Origin of the sequence: Mycobacterium sp. 1164985.4 (assembly GCF_001668575.1) — a bacterium.
GTDB lineage: Bacteria > Actinomycetota > Actinomycetes > Mycobacteriales > Mycobacteriaceae > Mycobacterium.
Window position 1 is genome coordinate 106,791 of record NZ_LZMD01000079.1, and the last position, 22,252, is coordinate 129,042.

21 protein-coding genes and 1 pseudogene are annotated in these 22,252 nt (G+C 68.1%); 10 read left to right on the forward strand and 12 right to left on the reverse strand.

Annotated elements, in window-relative coordinates; translation table 11 throughout:
* The first annotated feature begins 178 nt into the window (after positions 1 to 178).
* From A5650_RS16965 to A5650_RS16985, 5 genes are all read left to right on the forward strand, one after another.
* A complete protein-coding gene (locus A5650_RS16965) occupies positions 179 to 949 on the forward strand; it encodes a class I SAM-dependent methyltransferase (protein ID WP_067293846.1) in 771 nt (256 codons plus the stop codon).
* Complete coding sequence (locus tag A5650_RS16970) at positions 946 to 2,508, forward strand: 1,4-alpha-glucan branching protein domain-containing protein (RefSeq protein WP_067293849.1); 1,563 nt, start codon at positions 946 to 948, stop codon at positions 2,506 to 2,508. Before A5650_RS16965 ends, A5650_RS16970 begins: the two co-directional genes overlap by 4 nt.
* Before the next feature lie 115 nt (positions 2,509 to 2,623).
* On the forward strand, positions 2,624 to 3,865 hold the full coding sequence (locus A5650_RS16975; protein WP_067293852.1) for a glycosyltransferase family 4 protein: 1,242 nt from the start codon (positions 2,624 to 2,626) through the stop codon (positions 3,863 to 3,865).
* Between the two features lie 52 nt (positions 3,866 to 3,917).
* A complete protein-coding gene (locus A5650_RS16980) occupies positions 3,918 to 5,315 on the forward strand; it encodes an MFS transporter (RefSeq protein ID WP_067293855.1) in 1,398 nt (465 codons plus the stop codon).
* Positions 5,291 to 6,052: an ArsR/SmtB family transcription factor gene (locus A5650_RS16985; protein WP_067293858.1), complete on the forward strand. Its 762-nt coding sequence runs from the start codon at positions 5,291 to 5,293 to the stop codon at positions 6,050 to 6,052. The genes A5650_RS16980 and A5650_RS16985 overlap by 25 nt, the downstream gene beginning before the upstream one ends.
* Before the next feature lie 113 nt (positions 6,053 to 6,165).
* Here A5650_RS16985 and A5650_RS16990 read toward each other — a convergent pair whose 3' ends face one another.
* Both A5650_RS16990 and A5650_RS16995 read right to left on the reverse strand, forming a co-directional pair.
* Positions 6,166 to 7,164 carry an IniB N-terminal domain-containing protein gene (locus tag A5650_RS16990; protein ID WP_067293860.1) on the reverse strand — a complete coding sequence of 333 codons (999 nt, stop codon included), beginning with the start codon at positions 7,162 to 7,164 and terminating at the stop codon, positions 6,166 to 6,168.
* Positions 7,165 to 7,348: 184 nt separating this feature from the next.
* Positions 7,349 to 8,086, reverse strand: a complete 738-nt coding sequence (locus A5650_RS16995) for an acyltransferase (protein ID WP_067293863.1) — start codon at positions 8,084 to 8,086, stop codon at positions 7,349 to 7,351.
* Between the two features lie 80 nt (positions 8,087 to 8,166).
* Between A5650_RS16995 and A5650_RS17000 the strand changes: the two genes are divergently transcribed.
* Positions 8,167 to 9,462 carry an outer membrane protein assembly factor BamB family protein gene (locus A5650_RS17000; protein ID WP_067293866.1) on the forward strand — a complete coding sequence of 432 codons (1,296 nt, stop codon included), beginning with the start codon at positions 8,167 to 8,169 and terminating at the stop codon, positions 9,460 to 9,462.
* Positions 9,463 to 9,549: 87 nt separating this feature from the next.
* Positions 9,550 to 9,941 (forward strand): annotated as a pseudogene (locus tag A5650_RS26465) (alanine:cation symporter family protein); the annotation flags it as partial.
* Between the two features lie 4 nt (positions 9,942 to 9,945).
* Here the strand turns inward: A5650_RS26465 and A5650_RS17010 are convergent.
* From A5650_RS17010 to A5650_RS27150, 8 genes are all read right to left on the reverse strand, one after another.
* Positions 9,946 to 10,638, reverse strand: coding sequence for an esterase (locus A5650_RS17010; RefSeq protein WP_067293977.1), 693 nt, complete (start codon positions 10,636 to 10,638; stop codon positions 9,946 to 9,948).
* Between the two features lie 66 nt (positions 10,639 to 10,704).
* The gene (locus A5650_RS17015) at positions 10,705 to 11,868 is read right to left on the reverse strand and encodes a class I SAM-dependent methyltransferase (RefSeq protein ID WP_067293980.1); all 1,164 of its coding nucleotides are present in this window, start codon (positions 11,866 to 11,868) and stop codon (positions 10,705 to 10,707) included.
* Between the two features lie 2 nt (positions 11,869 to 11,870).
* Complete coding sequence (locus A5650_RS17020) at positions 11,871 to 12,866, reverse strand: class I SAM-dependent methyltransferase (protein ID WP_067293871.1); 996 nt, start codon at positions 12,864 to 12,866, stop codon at positions 11,871 to 11,873.
* Positions 12,867 to 12,877: 11 nt separating this feature from the next.
* A complete protein-coding gene (locus A5650_RS17025) occupies positions 12,878 to 13,525 on the reverse strand; it encodes an enoyl-CoA hydratase (protein ID WP_067293873.1) in 648 nt (215 codons plus the stop codon).
* Positions 13,522 to 14,379, reverse strand: a complete 858-nt coding sequence (locus tag A5650_RS17030) for an NUDIX hydrolase (protein ID WP_067293875.1) — start codon at positions 14,377 to 14,379, stop codon at positions 13,522 to 13,524. The genes A5650_RS17025 and A5650_RS17030 overlap by 4 nt, the downstream gene beginning before the upstream one ends.
* Positions 14,376 to 15,218 (reverse strand): ABC transporter ATP-binding protein, encoded by an 843-nt coding sequence (locus A5650_RS17035; protein ID WP_067293878.1) that lies wholly within the window; start codon positions 15,216 to 15,218, stop codon positions 14,376 to 14,378. Before A5650_RS17035 ends, A5650_RS17030 begins: the two co-directional genes overlap by 4 nt.
* On the reverse strand, positions 15,176 to 15,922 hold the full coding sequence (yczE, locus tag A5650_RS17040; RefSeq protein ID WP_067293881.1) for a membrane protein YczE: 747 nt from the start codon (positions 15,920 to 15,922) through the stop codon (positions 15,176 to 15,178). The genes A5650_RS17035 and yczE overlap by 43 nt, the downstream gene beginning before the upstream one ends.
* A complete protein-coding gene (locus tag A5650_RS27150) occupies positions 15,915 to 16,070 on the reverse strand; it encodes a hypothetical protein (protein ID WP_197501898.1) in 156 nt (51 codons plus the stop codon). Before A5650_RS27150 ends, yczE begins: the two co-directional genes overlap by 8 nt.
* Before the next feature lie 63 nt (positions 16,071 to 16,133).
* On the opposite strand from A5650_RS27150, the gene yczR reads away from it, so the two are divergent.
* Positions 16,134 to 17,576 carry a MocR-like transcription factor YczR gene (gene yczR, locus A5650_RS17045; RefSeq protein ID WP_067293884.1) on the forward strand — a complete coding sequence of 481 codons (1,443 nt, stop codon included), beginning with the start codon at positions 16,134 to 16,136 and terminating at the stop codon, positions 17,574 to 17,576.
* An 86-nt stretch (positions 17,577 to 17,662) separates the two neighbouring features.
* On the opposite strand, the gene serB is transcribed toward yczR, so the two are convergent.
* The gene (serB, locus tag A5650_RS17050; RefSeq protein ID WP_067293887.1) at positions 17,663 to 18,904 is read right to left on the reverse strand and encodes a phosphoserine phosphatase SerB; all 1,242 of its coding nucleotides are present in this window, start codon (positions 18,902 to 18,904) and stop codon (positions 17,663 to 17,665) included.
* A 10-nt stretch (positions 18,905 to 18,914) separates the two neighbouring features.
* The gene (ctaD, locus tag A5650_RS17055) at positions 18,915 to 20,660 is read right to left on the reverse strand and encodes an aa3-type cytochrome oxidase subunit I (protein ID WP_067293982.1); all 1,746 of its coding nucleotides are present in this window, start codon (positions 20,658 to 20,660) and stop codon (positions 18,915 to 18,917) included.
* Positions 20,661 to 20,848: 188 nt separating this feature from the next.
* Between ctaD and A5650_RS17060 the strand changes: the two genes are divergently transcribed.
* Both A5650_RS17060 and A5650_RS17065 read left to right on the forward strand, forming a co-directional pair.
* On the forward strand, positions 20,849 to 21,919 hold the full coding sequence (locus A5650_RS17060; RefSeq protein WP_067293985.1) for an ABC transporter substrate-binding protein: 1,071 nt from the start codon (positions 20,849 to 20,851) through the stop codon (positions 21,917 to 21,919).
* A gap of 10 nt (positions 21,920 to 21,929) precedes the next feature.
* On the forward strand, positions 21,930 to 22,205 hold the full coding sequence (locus A5650_RS17065) for a YciI family protein (protein WP_067293889.1): 276 nt from the start codon (positions 21,930 to 21,932) through the stop codon (positions 22,203 to 22,205).
* Positions 22,206 to 22,252 lie beyond the last annotated feature (47 nt).

The window sequence follows — 22,252 nt, forward strand, 5'->3', positions numbered from 1 at the left end:
CTCGAAGGGGCCGTTGATCGGCCCGCAATATCACGCTCTGAGCAACAACCACCATGTTACTCGCGGGTAACTTGTGGTGGTTCGCAGGAACACCATAGCGGGTCGAAGTTCGTGTTCTAGCAGCACGTAGGCGGTGAACCATTCGTCTGTCGGCCGATTCACGTTAGCCTGCCTTCCAATGAGCGCATTTGTTACTGACGGACCGGACCTCCCTCTCACCGGGGAACGCACGGTTCCGGGACTCGCGGAGGAGAACTACTGGTTCCGCCGCCACGAGGTCGTCTACGAGCGGATGGCCGACCGCTGCGCGGATCGTGACGTGCTCGAGGCAGGCTGCGGCGAGGGGTATGGAGCAAACCTGATCGCCGACGTGGCCCGCCGTGTGATCGGCCTCGACTACGACGAGACGACGGTTGCCCACGTCCGTGCGCGGTATCCGCGGGTGGACATGCGCCACGGGAACCTGGCCGACCTTCCGCTCGCCGACGGCGCGGTCGACGTCGTTGTGAACTTCCAGGTCATCGAACACCTGTGGGATCAAGGACAATTCGTTCGCGAATGCCTGCGGGTGCTGCGGCCGGGTGGCTGCCTGCTGATGTCCACGCCGAACCGCATCACGTTCTCCCCCGGCCGGGATACGCCGATCAACCCGTTCCACACCCGCGAGCTGAACGCGGCCGAGCTGACCGACCTGCTGACGGTGGCCGGCTTCGCGGTCGACAGCGTGCTCGGCGTCTTCCACGGGCCGCGGCTGGCCGAACTCGACGCCCGTCACGGTGGGTCGATCATCGACGCCCAGATCGCCCGGGCCCTGGCCGATGCGCCATGGCCCGGGGACCTGCTCGCCGATGTCGCGTCGGTTCGCAGCGACGACTTCGATCTCGTCGACGCGCGCGAACGCGAGATTGACGACAGCCTGGATCTGGTCGCGATCGCGGTGCGGCCGTGACCACCCCGGAGCCCGCCGACCCCGTACCGGGGCTCGATGTCGCCGGCCCTCCGGCTCCGGGCCTCTTCACGCTCGTCCTGCACACCCACCTGCCCTGGCTCGCGCACCACGGCCGCTGGCCCGTCGGCGAGGAATGGCTGTATCAGTCGTGGTCGGCGTCGTATCTGCCGCTGATGCGGGTGCTGCGCAAGCTGGCGTCCGAGGGGCGCCGACACCAGTTGACGCTGGGCATGACCCCGGTCGTCACCGCGCAACTCGACGACCCGTACTGCCTGTCGGGTATGCACCACTGGCTGGCGAACTGGCAGCTGCGCGCACTCGAGGCAACGACGCTATCGGATCCGTTGCGGCAGTTTGGTGTTCGCGAGCACGCGGAGACCGAGCAGGCGCTCGAGGATTTCGCGACGCTGTGGGCGCACGGCGGCAGCCCTGTGTTGCGCGAGCTGATCGACGCCGAGACCATCGAACTGCTCGGCGGTCCGCTGGCGCACCCGTTCCAGCCGCTGCTCAATCCGAGGCTGCGGGAGTTCGCCTTGCGCGAGGGTCTTGCCGATGCCCGCTTGCGGTTCGCGCACACGCCGACCGGCATCTGGGCCCCGGAGTGTGCCTACGCCCCCGGAATGGAAACCGACTACGCCGCAGCGGGTGTCGGCCATTTCATGGTCGACGGGCCGTCGCTGCACGGCGACACTGCGCTGGGCCGCCCCGTGGCATCGTCCGATGTGATGGCGTTCGGCCGCGACCTCCAGGTCAGCTATCGCGTGTGGTCACCGAAATCCGGCTATCCCGGGCACGCCGCCTACCGCGACTTTCACACCTACGACCACACGACCGGGCTGAAGCCGGCCAGGGTCACCGGCCGCAACGTGCCCTCGGACGCCAAGGCACCGTACGATCCCGAGCGGGCCGACCGGGCGATCGACGCCCACGTCGCCGATTTCGTCGATGTCGTCCGTCAGCGCCTACACGACGAGAGCGAGCGCATCGGACGCCCCGCACACGTGATCGCCGCCTTCGACACCGAATTGTTCGGGCACTGGTGGTACGAGGGCCCGGTGTGGCTCGAACGGGTGCTGCGCGCGCTGCCCGAGGCAGGCGTGCGCGTCGGCACGCTGGCCGACGCCAAGGCCGACGGGTTCATCGGCTCACCCGTCGAACTGCCGCCCAGCTCTTGGGGTTCCGGAAAGGACTGGCAGGTGTGGGCGGGCGAGCAGGTCGCCGATTTGGTGCAGCTCAACACCGAGGTCGTCGACACCGCGCTGACGACCGTCGACAAGGCGCTCGGCCAGACCGAGACGCCCCCGGCCCGCAACTACGTCGCCGACCAGATCCTGCGTGAGACGCTGCTGACCGTGTCGAGCGACTGGCCGTTCATGGTCAGCAAGGATTCCGCGGCGGACTATGCGCGCTACCGTGCGCACCTGCACGCCCACGCCACCCGCGAGATCGCCGATGCCGCGGCCTCCGGTCGCCACGAGCATGCACAGCGCCTGGCCGCGGGATGGAACCGCGCCGACGGTCTGTTCGGCGCACTGGACGCGCGACGGTTACCGCGATGACGCCCACCCTTTCCCCCGCGTGGGCCGCCATATCAGCTGCGAGCGACCGCGTTTGCACACCGACACGCTGCTTTGCGTGTGCAATTAGCGATCACTCGCGCAGGAGTGAGCGACCGTGAAAATCCTCATGGTGTCGTGGGAGTACCCGCCCGTCGTGGTCGGCGGGCTCGGCAGGCACGTGCATCACCTGGCCACCGCGCTCGCCGAGGCGGGCCACGAGATCGTCGTCCTCAGCCGCCGACCATCCAATACCGACCCGAGCACGCACCCGACCACCGACGAGATCGCCGACGGCGTACGCATCGTCGCCGCGGCGCACGATCCGCACGAGTTCGACTTCGGTAGCGACATGATGGCGTGGACGCTGGCGATGGGCCATTCGATGGTCCGCACCGGTCTGACGCTGAAGTCGCAGCGCGGGCATCCCTGGCGCCCCGATGTCGTGCATGCGCACGACTGGCTGGTCGCCCACCCTGCCATTGCCCTGGCCGAGTTCTTCGACGTGCCACTGGTTTCCACGATCCACGCCACGGAGGCCGGACGGCACTCCGGATGGGTGTCGGGTCGCATCAGTCGGCAGGTGCACGCGGTGGAGTCCTGGCTCGTGCACGAATCCGATTCGCTGATAACGTGTTCCGCTTCGATGCGCGACGAGGTCGGTGAGCTCTTCGGGCCCGGACTCGCCGAGTCGTACGTAATTCGAAACGGAATCGACTGCAGCCGTTGGCCCTTCGCGCAGCGACGGCCCCAGACCGGCCCCGCCCAGCTGCTGTACTTGGGTCGCCTCGAGTACGAGAAGGGCATTCACGACGCGATCGCCGCCCTCCCCCGCGTCCGACGCACGCATCCGGGCACCACGCTGACGGTCGCCGGCGAGGGCACGCAACTGGACTGGCTCGTCGAGCAGGCGCGAAAGCACAAGGTGCTCAAGGCGACCTCGTTCGTCGGGCACCTCGACCACGACGCGCTGGTCGACCTGCTGCACACCGCCGACGCGGCCGTGCTGCCCAGCCACTACGAACCGTTCGGCATCGTCGCGCTGGAGGCCGCCGCGACCGGTATCCCGCTGGTGACGTCGAACGTCGGAGGCTTGGGCGAAGCCGTCCTCAACGGTCAGACCGGAGTGTCCTACCCACCGCGCGACGTCGCCGCGCTGGCCGCGGCGGTGCGCTCGGTGCTCGACGACCCGCACGCCGCCCAACAACGCGCCATCGCCGCCCGCGAGCGGCTCACCTCCGAATTCGAATGGCACGCGATCGCCGACGAAACCGCGCAGGTGTATCTGGCCGCGAAACGGCTGGAGCGTGAACCAGACCGGCGCAGCCCCATCGTCGAACACGCCCTGCCCGGCCGCTAGGGCGGCCGAAGGTTCGACCGGGATCGAATTATTTTCGAAATAGCGTGCGGATATGGGCTCGCACGGCATCACCTTCCGCTCGGCACTCACCTTGGTCGCCGCGTATCTGGGGCTCTTCGTCGGCCTCATCGACGCCAACGCGGTCAACCTCGCACTGCCTGCGATCCGCGATGACCTCGGCGGCGGGGTGTCGGGAGCGCAGTGGACGATCGACGCTTACAACATCGCGTTCGCCGCGCTGCTGCTGACCGCAGGGTCGTTAGGTGATCGGTTCGGCCGGCGTCGTCTTCTGCGGATAGGGCTGCTCGTGTTCGTCTCGGCGTCAGTCGCATGCGCCGTCGCGCCGTCGCTGCCGCTGCTGCTGGTCGCCCGCACGCTGCAGGGCGTCGGCGCGGCGGTCATGCTCCCGCAGGGCCTCGCGATCACCGCCGCCGCATTCCCCGACCCCGTCGAACGCGCCCGCGCGACCGCTGCGTGGGCCATGGCGGCCGCGATCAGCACCGCAGTCGGCCCCATCCTCGGCGGGGTCCTCACCGATACCGCGGGCTGGCGGCAGATCTTCTGGCTCAACGCACCCGTCGGCGTCCTGGCACTGGTGATGACGTACGCGCATCTACCGGAGTCACGCGATCATCACCCTGCCGGAATCGACTGGCGCGGACAGGTTCTTGCGATCCTGGCGCTCACCTCCGTGACCGTCACGCTGGTCGAGGGCCACAGCATGTCGCCGCGGTGGCTGGTGACACTCGCGGTGGCGGCGGCCGCCCTCGTGGCAGCCTTCGTCGGTAGCCAGCACCGGGCGCGGCACCCGATGCTGCCCCTCGCGATGTTCCGCAGCCGGCCCCTCGTCACCGCGCTGATCGCGACATTCACCATGACCTTCGGCATCTACGGCCTGCTGCTCGTCAACAGCTTCGCCTTCCAACAAGAGCGCGCGGCGAGCGCCCTGGCAACGGCATGGTGGTTCGTTCCGATGCCGCTGACGTACCTGGTGCTCATTCCGGTGGTGAACACGATGACGCGGCGGACGAACCCTCGAACGCCTATGACCGCGGGCCTGCTGTTGATGGCGACGGGCCTGGGTGTCTACGCCTGTGTCGGCCCGCAGGCGAACATTTGGTTGCTCGAGGCGGCGTTCGTCCTCGCGGGTGCCGGGCTCGCCCTCAACACCGCCCCCGCGGTGGGGTTGGCGATGTCGGCCATGCCGATACGGCGCAGCGGGCTGGCCTCGGGCGTGGTGAACCTCGCTCGGCTCGTGGGTATCACCGTCGGCGTAGCGTCGTTGGGGAGCATCATGGCCGCGGTCGACGACATCGGCGGCGTACGTGCCGCGCTGGCGCTCGGCGTGGCGGCCCTGCTGGCCGGTGCGCTGATCACCTATCGGTCGCGCCCCGCCGCCTTCGAAAGAGGAAGGGAGGACGCAGAATGCGTGACGGCACCGAGTCCGTGACGGGCGACGTCGACATCGCCTCTCTCGCGTCGTTGCTCTCGGATTCGGCGCGCTGCAAAGTCCTGCTCGCACTCGACGACGGCCGCGCGCTACCGGCCAGTGTGCTCGCCGACGAGGCCGGTGTCAGTCGATCGACCGCCAGTAGCCACCTCGCCAAGCTCACCGAGGCGGGCCTGCTCTCGGTAGAAACCCACGGCCGAAACCGCTACTACCGGTTGGCCGGACCCGAGGTCGGCGAGCTTCTCGAACACCTCGGCCGCCTGGCGCCGATGCGTCCGGGCCGGTCGCTTCGCGAAGGCACCCGCGCGGCGCGGCTGCGCGCGGCCCGCACCTGCTACGACCACCTCGCGGGCCGCCTCGGGGTCCAGTTGATGGGCAGTCTCCTCGAACGCGAGATCCTCGTCGGCGGTGACGGCCGATACGACCCGCGCCGCGACACAGGCGATGCGCTGAGCAGCCCAGGCTACGACGTCCATTACGAGCTGACCGACGACGGCCGTGACTTCCTCTCCGGGATCGGTGTCGAGATACCCGACACCAGAAGGCCTTTGGTCCGCTACTGCATCGACTGGACCGAACAACGCCACCACGTCGCCGGTGCTCTGGGGCGCGGGCTGCTCGACCGTTTCTTCGCGGCGGGATGGGTGAAACGAGCGGCTCGGGGCCGAGGTGTCGCCGTGACCGACAGCGGCGGCAGGGCGTTCGCCGACCACTTCGGCATTCAGTGGCAAGGCTGATCGAAACATACTGGGAAGCAAGCACATCAGTGCTGCCCAGGGTCGGCCGTGTATGACGTGCCGACTGGCGGGGATCGCAGTTTGATCCCCGCCAGTGGCGTTGTGTGCTCGGCTCAGAACAGGCCGGCGTCGACGCTGGTGCTCACATCGACGTCGGTGTTGACCTGACCGGAGTTGTCGGTCGAGTTGTCCTGCCCGGAATTGTCGACCGAATTGTCGACCGAGTTGTCCACCGAGTTGTCCTCGACACTCGTACCGCCGGAGATCCCACCGGACACGCTGCCGTCGATGTCGCCGACATTGGTCTGGTTGCCATCGACATTGGTAGTCGTGGTGTCGTTGTCGTTGATCACGATGCCCCCACCCGAACCGCCGGCCCCGCCGGTGGCGTTGCCGCCGTCGTTGCCGACCCCGATCAGCCCGCCGCCACCGTCACCGTCAGAAGCGCTGCCGCCACTGCCCCCGCTCATGTCGACGTCGTTGATGACCGGGCCGTCGTTGTCGGAGATGATGTCCCCACCAGCGGTCTGATCACCACTGTCGTCGATCTCGTTGTCCTCACCGATGTTGACGTTGGAGTCCTCGATGTCACCGGTGTTGACGTTCTCGTTGTCATCGCCGACCACGTTGCCATCACCCTCGACGTTGGTGGCATCGATATCGCCGGCATTGCCGGTGTTGACGACCCCGCCGTCGGTGGCGGTGTTGGTGGTCTTGTCACCGAAGGTGATGTCACCGAACTCCAGATCGAAGTTGCCGACGCCCTGCTGCTGATCGGCGCCGACATGGTTGACCGTGTTGGTCTCCGGGCTCAAGAACCGGGTGTCGTTGTGGCTGAGCGTGTCGTTGTTGGACAACACCTCGGTCTGACGCTGCGGGGTGAACGCAATCCCATGCGTCTGAGCCACCGCCTGCTGCAAACCCACCACCGGATTCCCACCACCGTGCACCACCGCCGCCGGCGCGACCGCCGCGGCAGCGTGTTGCAGTTGGGCCGCCGAGGCATTGTGCACACCGGCGGTGCACATGGCCCGCTCGGGGTCGTCGACGAAGGCCTGAGCCGAGACCTCGTCGCGAAACAGGTTCAGAATCCAGTCAATTACGTTCGTCATCTCCGTGATCCTTTCGTGTCGCTGAGAGTTGGTCACCGGGCCGTCCGGCGAACTGATGCGAACGTTATGGATCCAAAGAGTCCCCCGAAACGGGTCGCCGCCCCCTCGCCAGGATCCGCGCATGCAGGGTCGACGCAACACCCCGTTAGGGGGTTAGGGGGTGGCGAGGGAGAGGCAGGATGCGTTAGCGTGAGGCCTTCTTGCGTTCGATGTCGGCAAGGGCCGCCGCGAGCTCCGCCCGTTGCGCCGCCGATGTCTCCCAGGCGAGTTGGCGGTTCTTGACCACCTTCGCCGGCGCGCCGACCGCGATCGAGTAGTCGGGGATGTCGCCCCGCACCACCGCGTGCGATCCGAGCACGCAACCGCGCCCGATCGTGGTGTTGCGCAACACGGTGACCTTGACGCCGACCCAAGTGTCGGGCCCGATCCGCACCGGCCCCTTTATGATTCCCTGATCTTTGATGGGCATGTTGATGTCGTCCATGCGATGGTCGAAATCGCAGATGTAGCACCAGTCGGCCATCAACACCGAATCCCCCAACTCGATGTCGAGGTAGGTGTTGATGACGTTGTCGCGGCCGAGCACCACCTTGTCGCCGAACCGCAGCGAGCCTTCGTGGCAGCGGATGGTGTTCTTGTCGCCGATGTGCACCCAGCGACCGATCTCCATCGTCGACAGCTCCGGCGTCGCCTCGATCTCGACGCCCTTGCCGAGGAAGACCATGCCGCGCGTGATGATGTGCGGATTGCGCAGCTTGAACTTCAGCAGTCGCCAATAACGCACCATATACCACGGGGTGTAGGCGCGGTTGGCCAGCACCCACTTCAGCGAGGCCAGGGTCAGGAACTTCGCCTGCCTCGGGTCACGCAGCCGCGACCCTCGCCAGCGCTTGTGCAATGGCGCGCCCCACATGGTCGTCATGGCCGGAAAGCCTACGCGAGGGTTTCGGTGCGGAACGGTTACCCTCACGTGGACCGACGACGAGGAACGGGAAGGATCCAGTGTTCCGGCGATTGACCGTGCTGGCGTCCACAGCGCTGATCACGGCCACCTTGGCAGGCTGCCAGGACACCGACTCCTGGGTCGACGCCAAGGCCGCCGACGGCTGGGCGGCCCAGTACCGCGACGCCGCCAACAGCAGCTATCAGACGGTGGCCGGCGCCGACACGCTCCGGCTGGAATGGACACGGTCGGCCAAGGGCGAACTCGCCGCCGAGGTCGCGCTCGGCACCGGCAGCTACCTGGCCGCCAACGCCCAGACTCGCGACGGTTGCTCGTTGATGGTGTGGGAGGCCGACAACAAGGCCCGGCAGCGGTGGTGCACCCGCCTCGTCCAGGGCGGCGGTGCGTCCGGCCCGCTGTTCGACGGCTTCGACAACCTCTACGTCGGCCAGCCGGGGGCCATGCTGTCGTTCCCGCCGACGCAGTGGATCCGCTGGCGCCAGCCGGTCATCGGGATGCCGACCACGCCCCGGATCCTGAGCCCGGGCCACCTGCTGGTCGTCACGCATCTCGGTCAGGTGTTGGTGTTCGACGCCCACCGCGGCACGGTCGATGGCAGCCCGGTGGACTTGGTGGCCGGCGTCGATCCGAAGGACTCCGAACGCGGGCTCGGCGACTGTCAGCCTGCCCGCCCCCGCTGTCCGGTGGCGGCCGCGCCCGCGTTCGCCGCGAGTTCCGGCCTCATCGTCCTGTCGCTGTGGGAGCCCGGCACGGACGCACCCATCCTCGTCGGCCTGCGGTACTGGCCGGGGCAGTCGCCCCTTCTGACCCGCGAGTGGACCAGCGACGCCGTCGGCAGCGGTCCCCTTGCCAGCCCGGTGTTCTCGGCCGACGGATCGACCGTGTACGTCAACGGCCGCGACGACCATCTGTGGGCGCTCGACGCCGCCGATGGCAAGGCCAAGTGGTCGGTGCCGCTCGACTACCTAGCGCAGACCCCGCCTTCCGTGTCACCCGACGGGCTGATCGTGGCCGGGGGCGGCCCCGGGGCGAAGCTGATCGGGATCAAGGACGAGGGCGACCGCGGCGAGGTGCAGTGGACCCGCGACGACGTGCAGCCGCTGTCCACCTCGAGTCGGTCCGGCCCCGACGTCGCCTACACCGTCGTCCGCGACGGTGACGGAGAGGATGCCGGACTCGGGCTGATGGTCTTCGACCCCGCTGACGGGCGCACCCTCAACACCTATCCGCTGCCCAGGGCGACGGGCTGGCCCGTCGGCGTCTCGGTCGGGAAGGATCGCCGCGTCGTCACCGCCACCAGCGACGGTGTGGTGTACGGCTTCACGCCCGCCTGATGCCACATCCTGGCGGCGTTTCGAATTTGTCATTGCAATGAAACACACCGGCACCGCGGACATGCCAACATGCCACCCGTGTGTGCCGCCTACTACTACATGGCCGAGACCAATCTGCGGTTCATCCTCGGCCGATTCTCGCCGATGTCCATGCCGGTCATCCGGGGCACGGTGGGGTCCAACGCGACCATGCTGCTTCAGGCGCTGATCCTGGTGTCGGTGGTCATCGGTGCGGTGTCGACGGCGGCCGAGGCGTGGGTGCTCGGTGACATCGGCGTCGGCTTGATGGCCTGGCTCAACATCATCGGATCATGATCCTGCAGCAGCCCGCGTACCGGGCGCTGTGGGATTACGAGAAGCAGAAGAAGGCCGGCCGGGATCCGGTGTTCGACCCTCGCGCGCTGGAGATCACCGGCGCGAGGTTCTGGGAGAACTACGACCCGCTGGCGGGCAAGGACCGGGAGTCGGCGCGGACCTGAGCCCTCACAGCGCGAGCATCGGCGCCACCGCCGCGCGCGGAACCGTTGCCTGCACCGGGCCCGCCGACTCCGGGAACAGTTCACCCTGGCTGAAGAAGAAGATCAGCGAATCGTCGGTCAGTGCAAAGTTCTGATAGTTCGCGGGATCGGTGCCCTCACTCTGGGAGACCGGGTCGATCATCCCCTGCCTCTCCAGGTACCGGCCGACCTCCGGGTAGATCACATCCATCGGCTTGGTGCCGGGTTTGAACAAGGTGCCGAAGGTGATCGGCGATTTGGTGGCGAGGTTCCAGTTGAACGACTGATAGAAGGTCTGCGGACGCACTCCGCCGACGTTCTGCCAGACGGTGAACACCACGCTGCGGGTGCCGGTGCCCGGAGGTCCGGATTGATAACCCGCACCGTCGGCGTCGAGTTCGTAGGGCAGGTTGTTCGCGTCTGGGTCCTCGGCGACGTTGACGAACCCGTCTCGCGCCTGGGTGAGGTAGGCCACCAGCGGCGCTTGGTCGGGATAGTCGTTGGGGAAGCTCAAATCGAGCGTGTAGTTCGGCTTTTGGACGTGCACCCGACACATCTGGTCCGGGCCAACCGTGCCTTGCAGGTCGGCGCAGCCCGGCTGGGCGGCGGCCGCGGGATTGGCGATCGCTCCCGTGACGGCGGCCACCGCGAACAGAACGGTCCACCTGGAAATGCGCATCGTCGACATCCTCGCAGCCGGCACCGGTCTGGATACCGGCGCATCACCGCCAGGATACGTAACACCTCAACGTGAGGGACGACAAATGAATGCCGTTGCCCGGCTTGCGCCTCCGGACCCGATGCGGGCGATCACCACCGAAGCTTGCTGCGAGCCCCGCAGGCGAAGCCGCGAGCGTAGCGCGTCGGGGTCGACGTCGACGCCGCGCACCAGGATCTCGACGGCGCCGACGTCGCGCGCCGAAAGCGCCTGCCGCAACCGTCGTTCGCCGAAGGCCAGTTGTTCGAGCACTTCGAAGCCGCGCACACCGGGAGGAAGGCGGTCGCCCGACAGGTAGGCGATGTCGGGGTCGAGTTGCCACAGCCGGTGCCGTGCGGCGTAGTGGCGGACCAGCCCGGCGCGCACGACGGCCCCGTCGGGGTCGACGATCCACCGCCCGGCGGGTGCGACCGCACAGTCATCGGGTTCGGCGTCGGTTATCTGTTCGCCGGTGTCCAGCAACGAGGCTCGGCGCCGCACGCCCGACTCCGCGAGACCGGCCGACCACAGGCACGCTTCCCGCACGCTGCCCGACAGCGACGTCAGCTCGATCTCCCCGTCGAAGCCCAGTCCCCGCACGGCGTCGAAATCGATTCCGGGAGCACATTTCACGACGGTGTCGCGATGGCGGTACACGTCGAGCAACTCGTCGAGCGGCGGCGCGTAGTCACGCGGGTCGAACCTGCGACGCCCGCCGCTGCGGCGCGCCGGATCGAGCACCACGACGGCCCCGCGGGTGATGGGCCGCAGCGCGTCGGCGCGGCACAGATCGACACCGTCAACATTGTTGTGCGCCATCGCGAGCCGCACCGGATCGAGGTCGCTGCCGATCACCGTCGCCGCCGAGTCGCGCAACGCAGCGAGCTCGGTGCCGACCGAACACGTCGCATCGTGTACCAGTGCGCCGCCGAGCCGGCGGGCGCGGTGGCGGGCGACCGGTTCGGCGGTCGCCTGTTGCAGGGCTTCGTCGGTGAACAGCCAGCTGTCGGGGTTGGCCAGCTTGGCCGCCGCTCTGCGGCGCAGCAGCGTGGTCTCGACCAGAACCGCAGCGCGGTCGCCGAAACGTTTACGCGCCGAAGCGATATCGGCGACGAGCGTGTTTCCGGTCAACGGCAGCGTGGCCGTTACGCGCAGCGCATCCGCGCCGGCCGGGCTCCGCAGATACTCGACGTCGCCGACGCCGAACGCCACGGTCACGCGGCGGGCTTGACCCCTGTGATCATGACGTTGTAGTACCAGGATTTCGGCACCACGCGGCTCCAGAGGTTCGCGTCGATCCAGCTCAGCCCGATCCAGCTGTGGAAGGCGAATTTCGCATAGCCCCAGCCCAATCGGCCCGGCGGCACGGCCGCTTCGAAGGTGCGCAGCGGCCAGCCCAGCATCGCGGCGGTGAACTCGGTGGTGGCGGTCGACACCTCGACGGCGCCGGCGTTGCTCGCCATCCGTTCGAGGTCGGCCGGAGAGAAGGTGTGCAGGTCGACGACCGCCTCCAACGCCGCCGCGCGTGACGACTCGTCGAGCTCGGCCTGTGGGCGGCGCCAACTCGAAAGTCCCGGCAGCTTGGTCACGTTCGTGACCACGCGCCAGGTCAGCGTCGACAGCGGGCGCGCGTAGTTCTCCCCCGCGTTGGTCGGCTCGCCGGCGAAGATGAATCGTCCGCCGGGCTTGAGCACCCGCACCACTTCGCGCAGCGACAGCTCGACGTCGGGGATGTGGTGCAACACCGCGTGGCCGACAACGAGGTCGAAGGTGTCGTCGTCGTACGGAATGCCCTCGGCGTCGGCGACGCGGCCGTCGATCTCCAAGCCCAGGTTCTCACCGTTGCGGGTGGCGACCTTGACCATGCCGGGAGACAGGTCGGTCACCGAACCGCGCCGCGCGATGCCCGCCTGGATCAGGTTGAGCAGAAAGAAGCCGCTGCCGCACCCGATCTCCAGCGCCCGGTCGTAGGGCAGCTTGCGCTGCTCGTAGAACGGAACGGTCGCGTCGAACAGGTCGCGGGCGTAGTCGACGCAGCGTTTGTCGTAGGAGATCGACCACTTCTCGTCGTAACTCTCGGCTTCCCAGTCGTGGTACAGCACCTGGGCGAGCTTGGAGTCGTGGCGGGCCGCCTCCACCTGCTCCGCGGTGGCGTGCGGATTCGGCTCCGGAGCCGCATCGGCGACGTTCAAGCGGGAATCAGTGCTCATAACAGGGCAGCCTAGAGGTCGAACGTCGCCTTGGCCGCAGCCAGTACCTGGGGCGGGTGCTCGACGAACCGTTGCGCCCAGGCCAGCGCGGCGTCGTACACGCCGTCGGGCGCCACCATCTGGTCGATCAAACCCAGGGCCTGCGCCTCCTTGGCGTCGACGAACCGGCCGCTGAAGACCAATTCCTTGGCCTTGCTCAGGCCGACGGTGCGGGCCAGGCGTTCGGTGCCGCCGGCGGGCACCCGCCCGGCCAATATCTCGGTGACGCCGAACTTGACGTTGTCTCCGGAGACTCGCCAGTCGGCGGCCAGCGCGACCGTCAGCCCGCCACCCAGCGCATAGCCGGTGATCGCGGCGACGGTCGGTTTGGGGATGGCCGCCAGCGCGTCGACGGCCTCGCGGCAGACCTGCGTCGCCGCGGTGGCTTCCGCGGCGTCGAGCGTGCGGAGTTCGGGAACGTCGTCGCCGGCGGAGAAGATCTCGTGTCCGCCGTAGAGGATCACTGAGTGGATGTCGTCGCGCTCGCCGATGCTGCGCGCCGCGCCCGCCAGTTCGCGGTAGACCTGGCGGGTCAGGGCGTTGGTCGGCGGCCGAGACAACAGCAGCGTGGCGATGCCGGGTCGCTCAACGCTTGTGTGGACGGAGACGAACTCGTTCATGCCTGGCGCGCATCGGAGCCGTAGCCCTCAGGGCTGCGGCGGTTGCGGGCGGCGTTGTACCGATGGCTGTCGAAGAACTCGATCTCCCAGTTGCCGGTGTCCTTGTCCGCAGCCAGGTGCGGCGTGACGGACACGATCTGGCGTTCCACCGCAAGCACTTCGGCGACGGTGCGGTTCTTGAGGGAGTCCAGCTGCGTCCACGTCGGCGGCAGCAGGAATGTGCGGCCGTCGGCGAAGTCGTCGAGAGCCTGTTGCGGGGTGATCCAGTCGGCCTTGTCGGTCTCGGTGTTGTCGCCGTCGGCGCGTTGACCCCCGGGCAGGGCGCCGACGAAGAAGTAGGTGTCGTAGCGGCGGGTGCGCTCCTCCTTCGGCGTCACCCAATTGGCCCACGGGCGAAGCAGATCCGCGCGCAGTACCAGATTCTCGCGGTGCAAGAAGTCGGCGAACGACAGGGACCGGTTCACCAACGCGGCCCGCGCCTCACGGTAGACCGAGGCGTCATCGACGAGAACGTCGGGATCGTCAGCGGCGCCGGCGAACAGCACGCCGGACTCCTCGAAGGTCTCGCGGGCAGCGGCGCACACCAGTGCCTGCGCCAGATCCGGCTCGACGTTGAAACGCTCTGCCCACCAAGCGGGTTCGGGACCGAACCAGGCGATGTCGGCGTTGCGGTCGCGGTCGTCGACGCCGCCGCCGGGGAACACCATCACGCCGGCGACGAAATCCATCGCCGAGTGCCGCCGCATCAGGAAAACTTCCACTTCGCCGGCGAAGCCCTCGCGCTTGTCGCGGATCAGCATCACGGTCGCGGCGGGCCGCGGCGTCAGTGGCTGTTCGACTGGTTCTTCGGTCATGCTCGTCTCCTGTGGGCGGCGCGGCTTCTGGCCCGGCGCGCGAAGTAGCGGCCGTCGACCACCTCGAGGGAGATCGCCTGGCCGAACGCCTTCGAAAGATTCTCGGCGGTCAGCACATCCGGGAGCAGCCCGGAGTCGACCACCTTGCCTTCGGACAGGATCAGGCCGTGTGAGAACCCGCGCGGAATCTCCTCGACGTGGTGGGTCACCAACACCATCGCCGGCGCATCCGGATCGGCGGCCAGATCCTCGAGGCGGGCAAGGAGTTCCTCGCGACCGCCGAGGTCGAGTCCGGCGGCAGGCTCGTCGAGCAGCAGCAGTTCGGGGTCGGTCATCATCGACCGCGCGATGAGCACGCGTTTGCGCTCGCCTTCGGACAACGTGCCGTATCTGCGCTCGGCCAGGTGTTCGGCGCCGACGCTTTCGAGCATGTCGATCGCCTGCTCGTAGTCGACGTCGTCATAAGCCTCACGCCAGCGGCCCAGCACCGCGTAGCCCGCGGAGACCACCAGATCGCGGACCACCTCCTCGTCGGGCACCCGCTGCGACAACGCCGAACTGCTGAGGCCGACCCTCGCACGCAGTTCGGACATGTCGGTTCGGCCGAGCCGTTCGCCGAGCACGTAGGCCGTCCCCGACGACGGGTGCTCCAAGGCGGCGGCGATGCGCAGCAGCGACGTCTTACCGGCGCCGTTCGGGCCGATCACCACCCAGCGTTCGTCGAGTTCGACCGCCCAGGTGATGGGCCCGACCAGCGTCTGACCGCCGCGCCGCAGCGACACCTTGGCGAAGTCGATCAGCACATCGGGGTCGGCTGCATCTCCTTCGGCGGCGGGCACTCGCCCATCGTAGTCAGGCGACTCGTGCGTGATTTCGTTCGCCCGGCGATCGATTTCACGCCCAAATCGCGCGTGCGCCTGCGGCGAGCCTCGGCGACGGAAGTCCAACCGCTCGCCGCCACCACCTTCTCCGGCGTGATCCGCAGGAAGAACTGCACCAGCGGGCCGATCCCGAACGCGTAGACGACGGTTCCGACGCCGACCGTGCCGCCGAGCAGCCATCCGGCCACCAGCACCGTCGCCTCGATCGACGTGCGGACCAGCCGCACCGACAGCCCGGTGCGCTCGACGAGGCCGGTCATCAACCCGTCGCGCGGGCCGGGCCCGAGGCCGGCGCCGACGTAGAGCACGGTGCTGACCGCGTTGAGCACCACTGCGCCGACCATCATCGCGATGCGCAGCGGCATCGACGTGGGCGTCGGCAGCAGCCACAGGCCCGCATCGACCGTGACCGCGATGACGACGACGTTGGCCACGGTGCCCACGCCGGGTCGGTTGCGCAGCGGAATCCAGGCCAATAGCACGGCCGCCCCCACCACCGCCGACGCCAGCCCAATCGACATCCCGGTGTGCCGGGCCAGTCCCTGATGGAAGACGTCCCAGGGGTCCAGCCCGAGGCCCGCCCGCACCATCAACGCCATCGAGAAGCCGTAGCCGGTCAACCCGACCATGAGAACCAATCCGCGCGCCGCGCCCCTACGCATGGTGGGGAAAGCGCAACTTGATCAGCTCCAGTTCCCGGGCGATCCGCGCGGCGTCGCGGTCAACGTAATCGGAGGGGCTGACCGGCGGCTGCCAGGCGAGAGAAGCGGCGAGGCGCCTGCCCAGGCGGGGGATCCAGTTCATGCTCATATCGCCATCATCGGGACCAACTGGCTTGCCTCTCAATAGCCAGTTCGGCAATACTGGCCTGTAATGACGCTTGAGATACCGGCACGTGCGCTCGATGTGGACCGACTGGCCCGCGAGCTGGGTAACTGGCGCACATCCAGTCGGAGCGGCCCGGCCTATCAGGGCCTGGCCGACGCGATCCGCCTGCTGATCATCGACGGGCGCTTACCCGTTGGCGCGCGCGTGCCCAGCGAACGCGCGCTCGCCGACGCGCTGCGGGTGTCACGCACCACGGTCACCGCGGCCTATTCGCAGTTGCGGGAGGACGGCTACCTCAACGCCCGCCGCGGCGCCCGCAGCACCACGGCGCTTCCCGTCGCGCCCGCGGCCCACGTCGACACTGCGCCCCCGTCGGTGAGCCTCGCCGCGGCCGCGCTGTCGGCACCGGCGGCCGCCGTCATGGAGGCCTTCGCCGAGGCCACCCGCGACGTGACGCCGTATCTGCACGCACCGGGACACGAACTCGTCGGCGTCCCGGCCCTGCGACAAGCCATCGCCGAAAGATATTGCGAGCGAGGCCTTCCCACCGAGCCGGACGAGATCATGGTGACCACCGGCGCGTTGCACGCCATCGGCCTCATCCTCACCACCTATATCCAGCCCGGCGACCGGGTGCTCGTCGAGCAACCGACGTATCACGGTGCGCTGTCGTCGATCACGACCGCCGGTGCACGCCCCGTCCCGGTCGCGATGACCGAGGACGGCTGGGACCTCGACGCGCTGCAGAACGCGCTGCACCAGGTGTCGCCGACCCTGGCGTATCTGATCCCCGACAACCAGAACCCGACCGGGATGACCATGCCCGCCGCCGATCGAAATCGATTGGCGCGCATTATCACCGAGACCCGCACCCGCACGGTCATCGACGAGACCATCCTCGACATGTGGCTCGACGAACCCGCGCCCGGGCCCCTGGCCGCTGAGATGAGCTCGCGACGTGATCTCGTGCTGACCATCGGTTCGATGTCGAAGTCGTTCTGGGGCGGCCTACGGGTGGGCTGGATCCGCGCCGAGCGCGCGACGATCGCCACCATCGCCGCCCTGCGCCCGTCCATCGACATGGGCACCGCAGTGCTCGAACAGTGCGCCGCTGCAAGGCTTCTCACCCGGCACGATGAGCTGCTGCCGGAGCGGCGCGAGATCCTGCGCAGTCGTCGTGCGTACCTGCTGGCTCTGTTGAGCCGGCATCTGCCCGACTGGGAACCGGGCCCCGGTGCGGGCGGCATGTCGTTGTGGGTGCGGCTGCCCGCCCCGATGAGCACAGCGCTGTCGGCGGCCGCCTCCCGGCTCGGACTCGAGCTTCCCGCGGGCCCCCGCTTCGGCGTAGACGGCACCCTCGAGCGGTTCGTCCGCGTGCCCTACGCTCTGCCCGAGGAACAGCTGAGCGAGGCCGTCGAGCTACTGGCGCGTGCCTGGCGCAGCGTCACCGGGCTGTCGGCGCCGGAACCCACGACCGTCGTCGTCTAGTTCCTGCCCCGCGAGCGACCGTGTTTGCCCGTCGACACGCCGCGAACTCGCGGACAAATGCGGTCGCCCGCGCGAGACGAAAGGCCTCAGTCCGGGATCTCGACGCGGCGGACCACGCCGTCGAGCGCGTCGGCGGCCTCGATCTCCCCGCGCGTGATTCCCAGAATGAACAGAACGGTGTCCAGGTACGGCTGGCTCAGCGACGCGTCGGCCACCTCCCGCAGCGCCGGCTTGGCGTTGAACGCCACGCCCAGGCCCGCGGCGGCCAGCATGTCGATGTCGTTGGCGCCGTCGCCCACGGCCACCGTCTGTTCCATCGGCACACCGGCCTGCTGCGCGAAATCCCGTAGCGCCTTGGCCTTTCCGGGCCGGTCGATGACCGGGCCGATCACTCGGCCGGTCAACTTGCCGTCGACGATCTCGAGCTCGTTCGCCGCGACGAAGTCCATCATCAACTCGTGCGCGAGCGGCTCGATCACCTGCCGGAAGCCGCCCGACACGATGCCGCAGTGGTAACCCAGCCGCCGCAGCGTCCGCAGGGTGGTGCGGGCGCCGGGGGTCAACTCGATCTGCTCGGCGACGTCGTCGAGTACCGAGGCGGGCAAACCGGCGAGCGTCGCCACGCGCCGGTGCAGCGACTCGGCGAAGTCCAGTTCGCCGCGCATCGCCGCCTCGGTGACCTCGGCGACCGCCGCTTCGGCGCCCACCTTGGCCGCCAGCATCTCGATCACCTCGCCCTGGATCAGGGTCGAGTCGACGTCGAACACGATGAGCCGCTTGCCTCGTCGGGTCAGGCTGTAGTCCTCGACCGCGACGTCGATCTCCTGAGCTACCGCGACGCGCGCCAGTGTCTGCTGCAGCTCCTCGTAGACCGCTTGGGACGGCACCGACACCCGCAGCTCCAAACCCGTGACCGGGTAGTCGGACACACCGCGGATCGTGTCGATATTGACCTCGAGCCGCGCGAGTTCGCGCGCCACCACGCCGAACTCCTCGGCGGTGATCGGGCGGCCCAGCACGACGATGCTGTGGGTCGACGGTTCACGCATGACGGGTTCGCCGTCGCTGCGCTCGATGGTGACGTCGAGGCCCACGTCGCGGATGGCCGCCGTCACCGCGTCGCGCAGTTCCGAGTTCCCGGCGACCTCTGTCGAACAGCACACGAGCACGCCGAGCGTCAGACGGCCGCGGATCACGACCTGTTCGACGTTGAGCAGTTCGACCCGGTGACGCGACAGCACCTCGAACAACGCCGAGGTGACGCCGGGTTGATCGCGGCCCGTGACCGTGATCAGCAGCGACGCGCGTTCGCGTGGTTGAACGGTCATGCCGCGATCGTCAGGTGCGGACGCTCGCGTCGTCCAACCGTGTCACGTCGCCGTCTTCGGGGCCGTGGCTGCGGCCGACGTGCGCCTCGGCGCGCATGCGCTCCACCATGTGCGGGTAGTGCAGCTCGAATGCCGGCCGCTCCGAACGGATTCGGGGCAGCTCGGTGAAGTTGTGCCGCGGCGGCGGGCACGACGTCGCCCACTCCAGCGAGTTGCCGTAACCCCACGGATCATCGACCGTGACCGGCTCGCCGTAGCGCCAGCTCTTGAACACATTCCACACGAACGGCAGCGTCGAGAGTCCGAGAATGAACGCGCCGATGGTCGAGACGACGTTCAGCGTGGTGAACCCGTCCGTCGGCAGATAGTCGGCGTAGCGGCGCGGCATGCCCTCGTCACCCAGCCAGTGCTGCACCAGGAACGTGGTGTGGAAGCCGATGAACGTCAGCCAGAAGTGCAGCTTGCCCAGCCGCTCGTCGAGCAGCCGGCCCGTCATCTTCGGGAACCAGAAGTAGATACCGGCATACGTCGCGAACACGATCGTGCCGAACAGCACGTAATGGAAGTGCGCGATGACGAAGTAGCTGTCGGTCACGTGGAAGTCCAGCGGCGGGCTGGCCAGCAGCACACCCGAGAGACCGCCCAGGAGGAACGTCAGCAGGAACCCCACCGAGAACAGCATCGGTGTCTCGAACGTCAACTGGCCTTTCCACATCGTGCCGATCCAGTTGAAGAACTTGATACCGGTCGGCACGGCGATGAGGAACGTCATGAACGAGAAGAACGGCAGCAGGACCGCGCCGGTGGCGTACATGTGGTGCGCCCACACCGCCACCGAGAGCGCCGCGATCGCCAGCGTGGCGTAGATCAGCGTGGTGTAGCCGAAGATCGGCTTGCGCGAGAACACCGGGAAGATCTCCGACACGATGCCGAAGAACGGCAGCGCGATGATGTACACCTCGGGGTGGCCGAAGTACCAGAACAGGTGCTGATACAACAGCACGCCGCCGTTGGCCGGGTCATAGATGTGCGCCCCGAGATGGCGGTCAGCCGCCAGGCCGAACAGCGCGGCGGTCAGGATGGGGAATGCCAGGAGCACCAGGATCGACGTCACCAGGATGTTCCAGGTGAAGATCGGCATCCGGAACATCGTCATACCGGGTGCGCGCATGCACACGACGGTGGTGATCATGTTGACACCGCCGAGGATCGTGCCCAGACCACCAACGGCCAGGCCCAGGATCCACAGGTCACCGCCGGCACCCGGTGAGTGGATGGCGTTGCTCAGCGGCGCATAGGCGGTCCAGCCGAAGTCGGCGGCCCCGCCCGGGGTGATGAAGCCACCCATGGCGATCAGGGCGCCGAACAGGAACAGCCAGAACGACAGCGCGTTCAGCCGCGGAAACGCCACGTCCGGCGCGCCGATCTGCAGCGGCAGCACCAGGTTGGCGAACCCGAACACGATCGGCGTCGCGTAGAACAGCAGCATCACCGTGCCGTGCATGGTGAACAGCTGGTTGAACTGCTCGTTGGACAGGAACTGCAACCCCGGCATCGCCAGCTCGGTGCGCATGAACAGCGCCATCAGCCCGCCGATGAAGAAGAAGATGAAGCAGGCGACGCAGTACATGATGCCGATCATCTTGTGATCGGTCGTGGTGATGAGCTTGTAGATGAGGTTGCCCTTGGGGCCGAGTCGCTCCGGGAACGGACGCCGTGCCTCGAGTTCTCCTATAGGGGGCGCTTCGGCTACCAACAGGTCCTCCATACATCCAGCGGTTGTCTTGATGAATCCTAACTGCCGCCTCATCGGCGATGCTCGCCGGTCCTACAAAGTGTCGTAATCGCCCGCCACGCGGCTTTCCGCCCCGGAGCTGGCCGGATGTTACCGTCGGCGACGTGTTGAGCGGCGGTTCGCGGAGGGCGCTCGTGGCCACCAGGACGATGGGCCTGGCCGCGCTGGCGACCGCCGTCGGCCTGACCCTGGTGAGTGGGTGCGGCTCCCCCGGCGACGAGGCGTCCGACACCGCGCCAGCCGAGACGATCGTCACCAGTACGACGAGGATCGCGAACGCGGGTGTGCTGGGCAATCAGCGTCGGCCCGACGAATCGTGCGCGGCCGAACCGACGCCGGTGGACCCGGGCCCACCCGAGCGGATGGTGCGCCACGCCGCGGGCGAAACGCAGGTGCGCGATGACCCGCAGCGCATCGTGGTGCTCTCCGGCGACCAGCTCGACGCACTGTGCGCGCTGGGCCTGCAGTCGCGGGTGGTCGGGGCCGCGCTGCCGGACGGCTCGGACAGCCAGCCGTCGTACCTGGGCCGCGTCATCCACGACGTACCGGGCGTCGGCACCCGCAGCGAACCCGACCTCGACGCCATCCGCGCCACCAACCCCGAACTGATCCTCGGTTCACAGGCGCTGACGCCCGAAGCGTTCGGCGCGCTCTCCGAAATCGCGCCGACGGTGTTCACAGGGGCGCCGGGCGCGGCGTGGCAGGACAACCTGCGCACGGTGGGAGCCGCGACCGGACGCCACGACGCCGCGAACGGCCTGGTCGACGGGTTCCACAGGGCCGCAGACAAGACCGGCGCCGACAACGACGCCGCACACTTTCAGGCGTCGGTCGTGCAGTTCACCGACTCCACGATGCGCGTCTACGGCGCCGACACCTTCCCCGGCAGCGTGCTCTCCGATGTCGGTGTCGATCGCCCTGTGACACAACGCTTTACCGACAAGCCCTACATCGAGGTGGGGATCAGCGACACCGACCTCGCCGACAATCCCGACCTGTCCATCGCCGACGGCGACATCGTCTACCTGTCCTTCGATTCACCCGCCGCACGGGACCGCGCACCCGAGGTGCTCGAGAGCGACGCGTGGAAGAAGCTGGGCGCCACGCGCGACGATCGGGTGTTTGCGGTCAACAACGAGGTGTGGCAGACCGGGGAGGGCATCGTCGCCGCACGCGGCATACTCGACGACCTGCGATGGCTCAACGCGCCGATCAATTAGCGTTGACACCGTGTTCCACGTCCTGAAATCGACCTATCTGCAACCGCCTGAGGTCGTCAATCAGACCCGGCCCGCCCACCTCGAATGGCTCAAGGACGAGGTCAGCGCAGGCCGGATCGTACTGGCGGGCCGACTGGAAGACGAGTCCGGCGCCATCCTGATCACCGGCGACATGGACGCCGAGCAGGCGCAGGACATCGTCGACCGCGACCCGTACACCTCCGCCGGTGTCGCCCGTTACGAGCGGGCGTCGTTCAACGGCGCATTCCGGGCCGCAGGTCTCTAGGAGCAAGCTCACAGCTCGCCCCGGAATCATGGGAGCCGGCCGCCTCG

Bases quoted from the DNA above. Each gene is read 5' to 3' on its own strand.
- A5650_RS16965 (WP_067293846.1), top strand. From the start codon at position 179: ATGAGCGCATTTGTTACTGACGGACCGGACCTCCCTCTCACCGGGGAA.
- A5650_RS16980 (WP_067293855.1), top strand. From the start codon at position 3,918: ATGGGCTCGCACGGCATCACCTTCCGCTCGGCACTCACCTTGGTCGCC.
- A5650_RS16985 (WP_067293858.1), top strand. From the start codon at position 5,291: ATGCGTGACGGCACCGAGTCCGTGACGGGCGACGTCGACATCGCCTCT.
- A5650_RS16990 (WP_067293860.1), bottom strand. From the start codon at position 7,164: ATGACGAACGTAATTGACTGGATTCTGAACCTGTTTCGCGACGAGGTC.
- A5650_RS16995 (WP_067293863.1), bottom strand. From the start codon at position 8,086: ATGACGACCATGTGGGGCGCGCCATTGCACAAGCGCTGGCGAGGGTCG.
- A5650_RS17010 (WP_067293977.1), bottom strand. From the start codon at position 10,638: ATGCGCATTTCCAGGTGGACCGTTCTGTTCGCGGTGGCCGCCGTCACG.
- A5650_RS17020 (WP_067293871.1), bottom strand. From the start codon at position 12,866: ATGAGCACTGATTCCCGCTTGAACGTCGCCGATGCGGCTCCGGAGCCG.
- A5650_RS17025 (WP_067293873.1), bottom strand. From the start codon at position 13,525: ATGAACGAGTTCGTCTCCGTCCACACAAGCGTTGAGCGACCCGGCATC.
- A5650_RS17030 (WP_067293875.1), bottom strand. From the start codon at position 14,379: ATGACCGAAGAACCAGTCGAACAGCCACTGACGCCGCGGCCCGCCGCG.
- yczE (WP_067293881.1), bottom strand. From the start codon at position 15,922: ATGCGTAGGGGCGCGGCGCGCGGATTGGTTCTCATGGTCGGGTTGACC.
- A5650_RS27150 (WP_197501898.1), bottom strand. From the start codon at position 16,070: ATGAGCATGAACTGGATCCCCCGCCTGGGCAGGCGCCTCGCCGCTTCT.
- yczR (WP_067293884.1), top strand. From the start codon at position 16,134: ATGACGCTTGAGATACCGGCACGTGCGCTCGATGTGGACCGACTGGCC.
- serB (WP_067293887.1), bottom strand. From the start codon at position 18,904: ATGACCGTTCAACCACGCGAACGCGCGTCGCTGCTGATCACGGTCACG.
- A5650_RS17060 (WP_067293985.1), top strand. From the start codon at position 20,849: ATGGGCCTGGCCGCGCTGGCGACCGCCGTCGGCCTGACCCTGGTGAGT.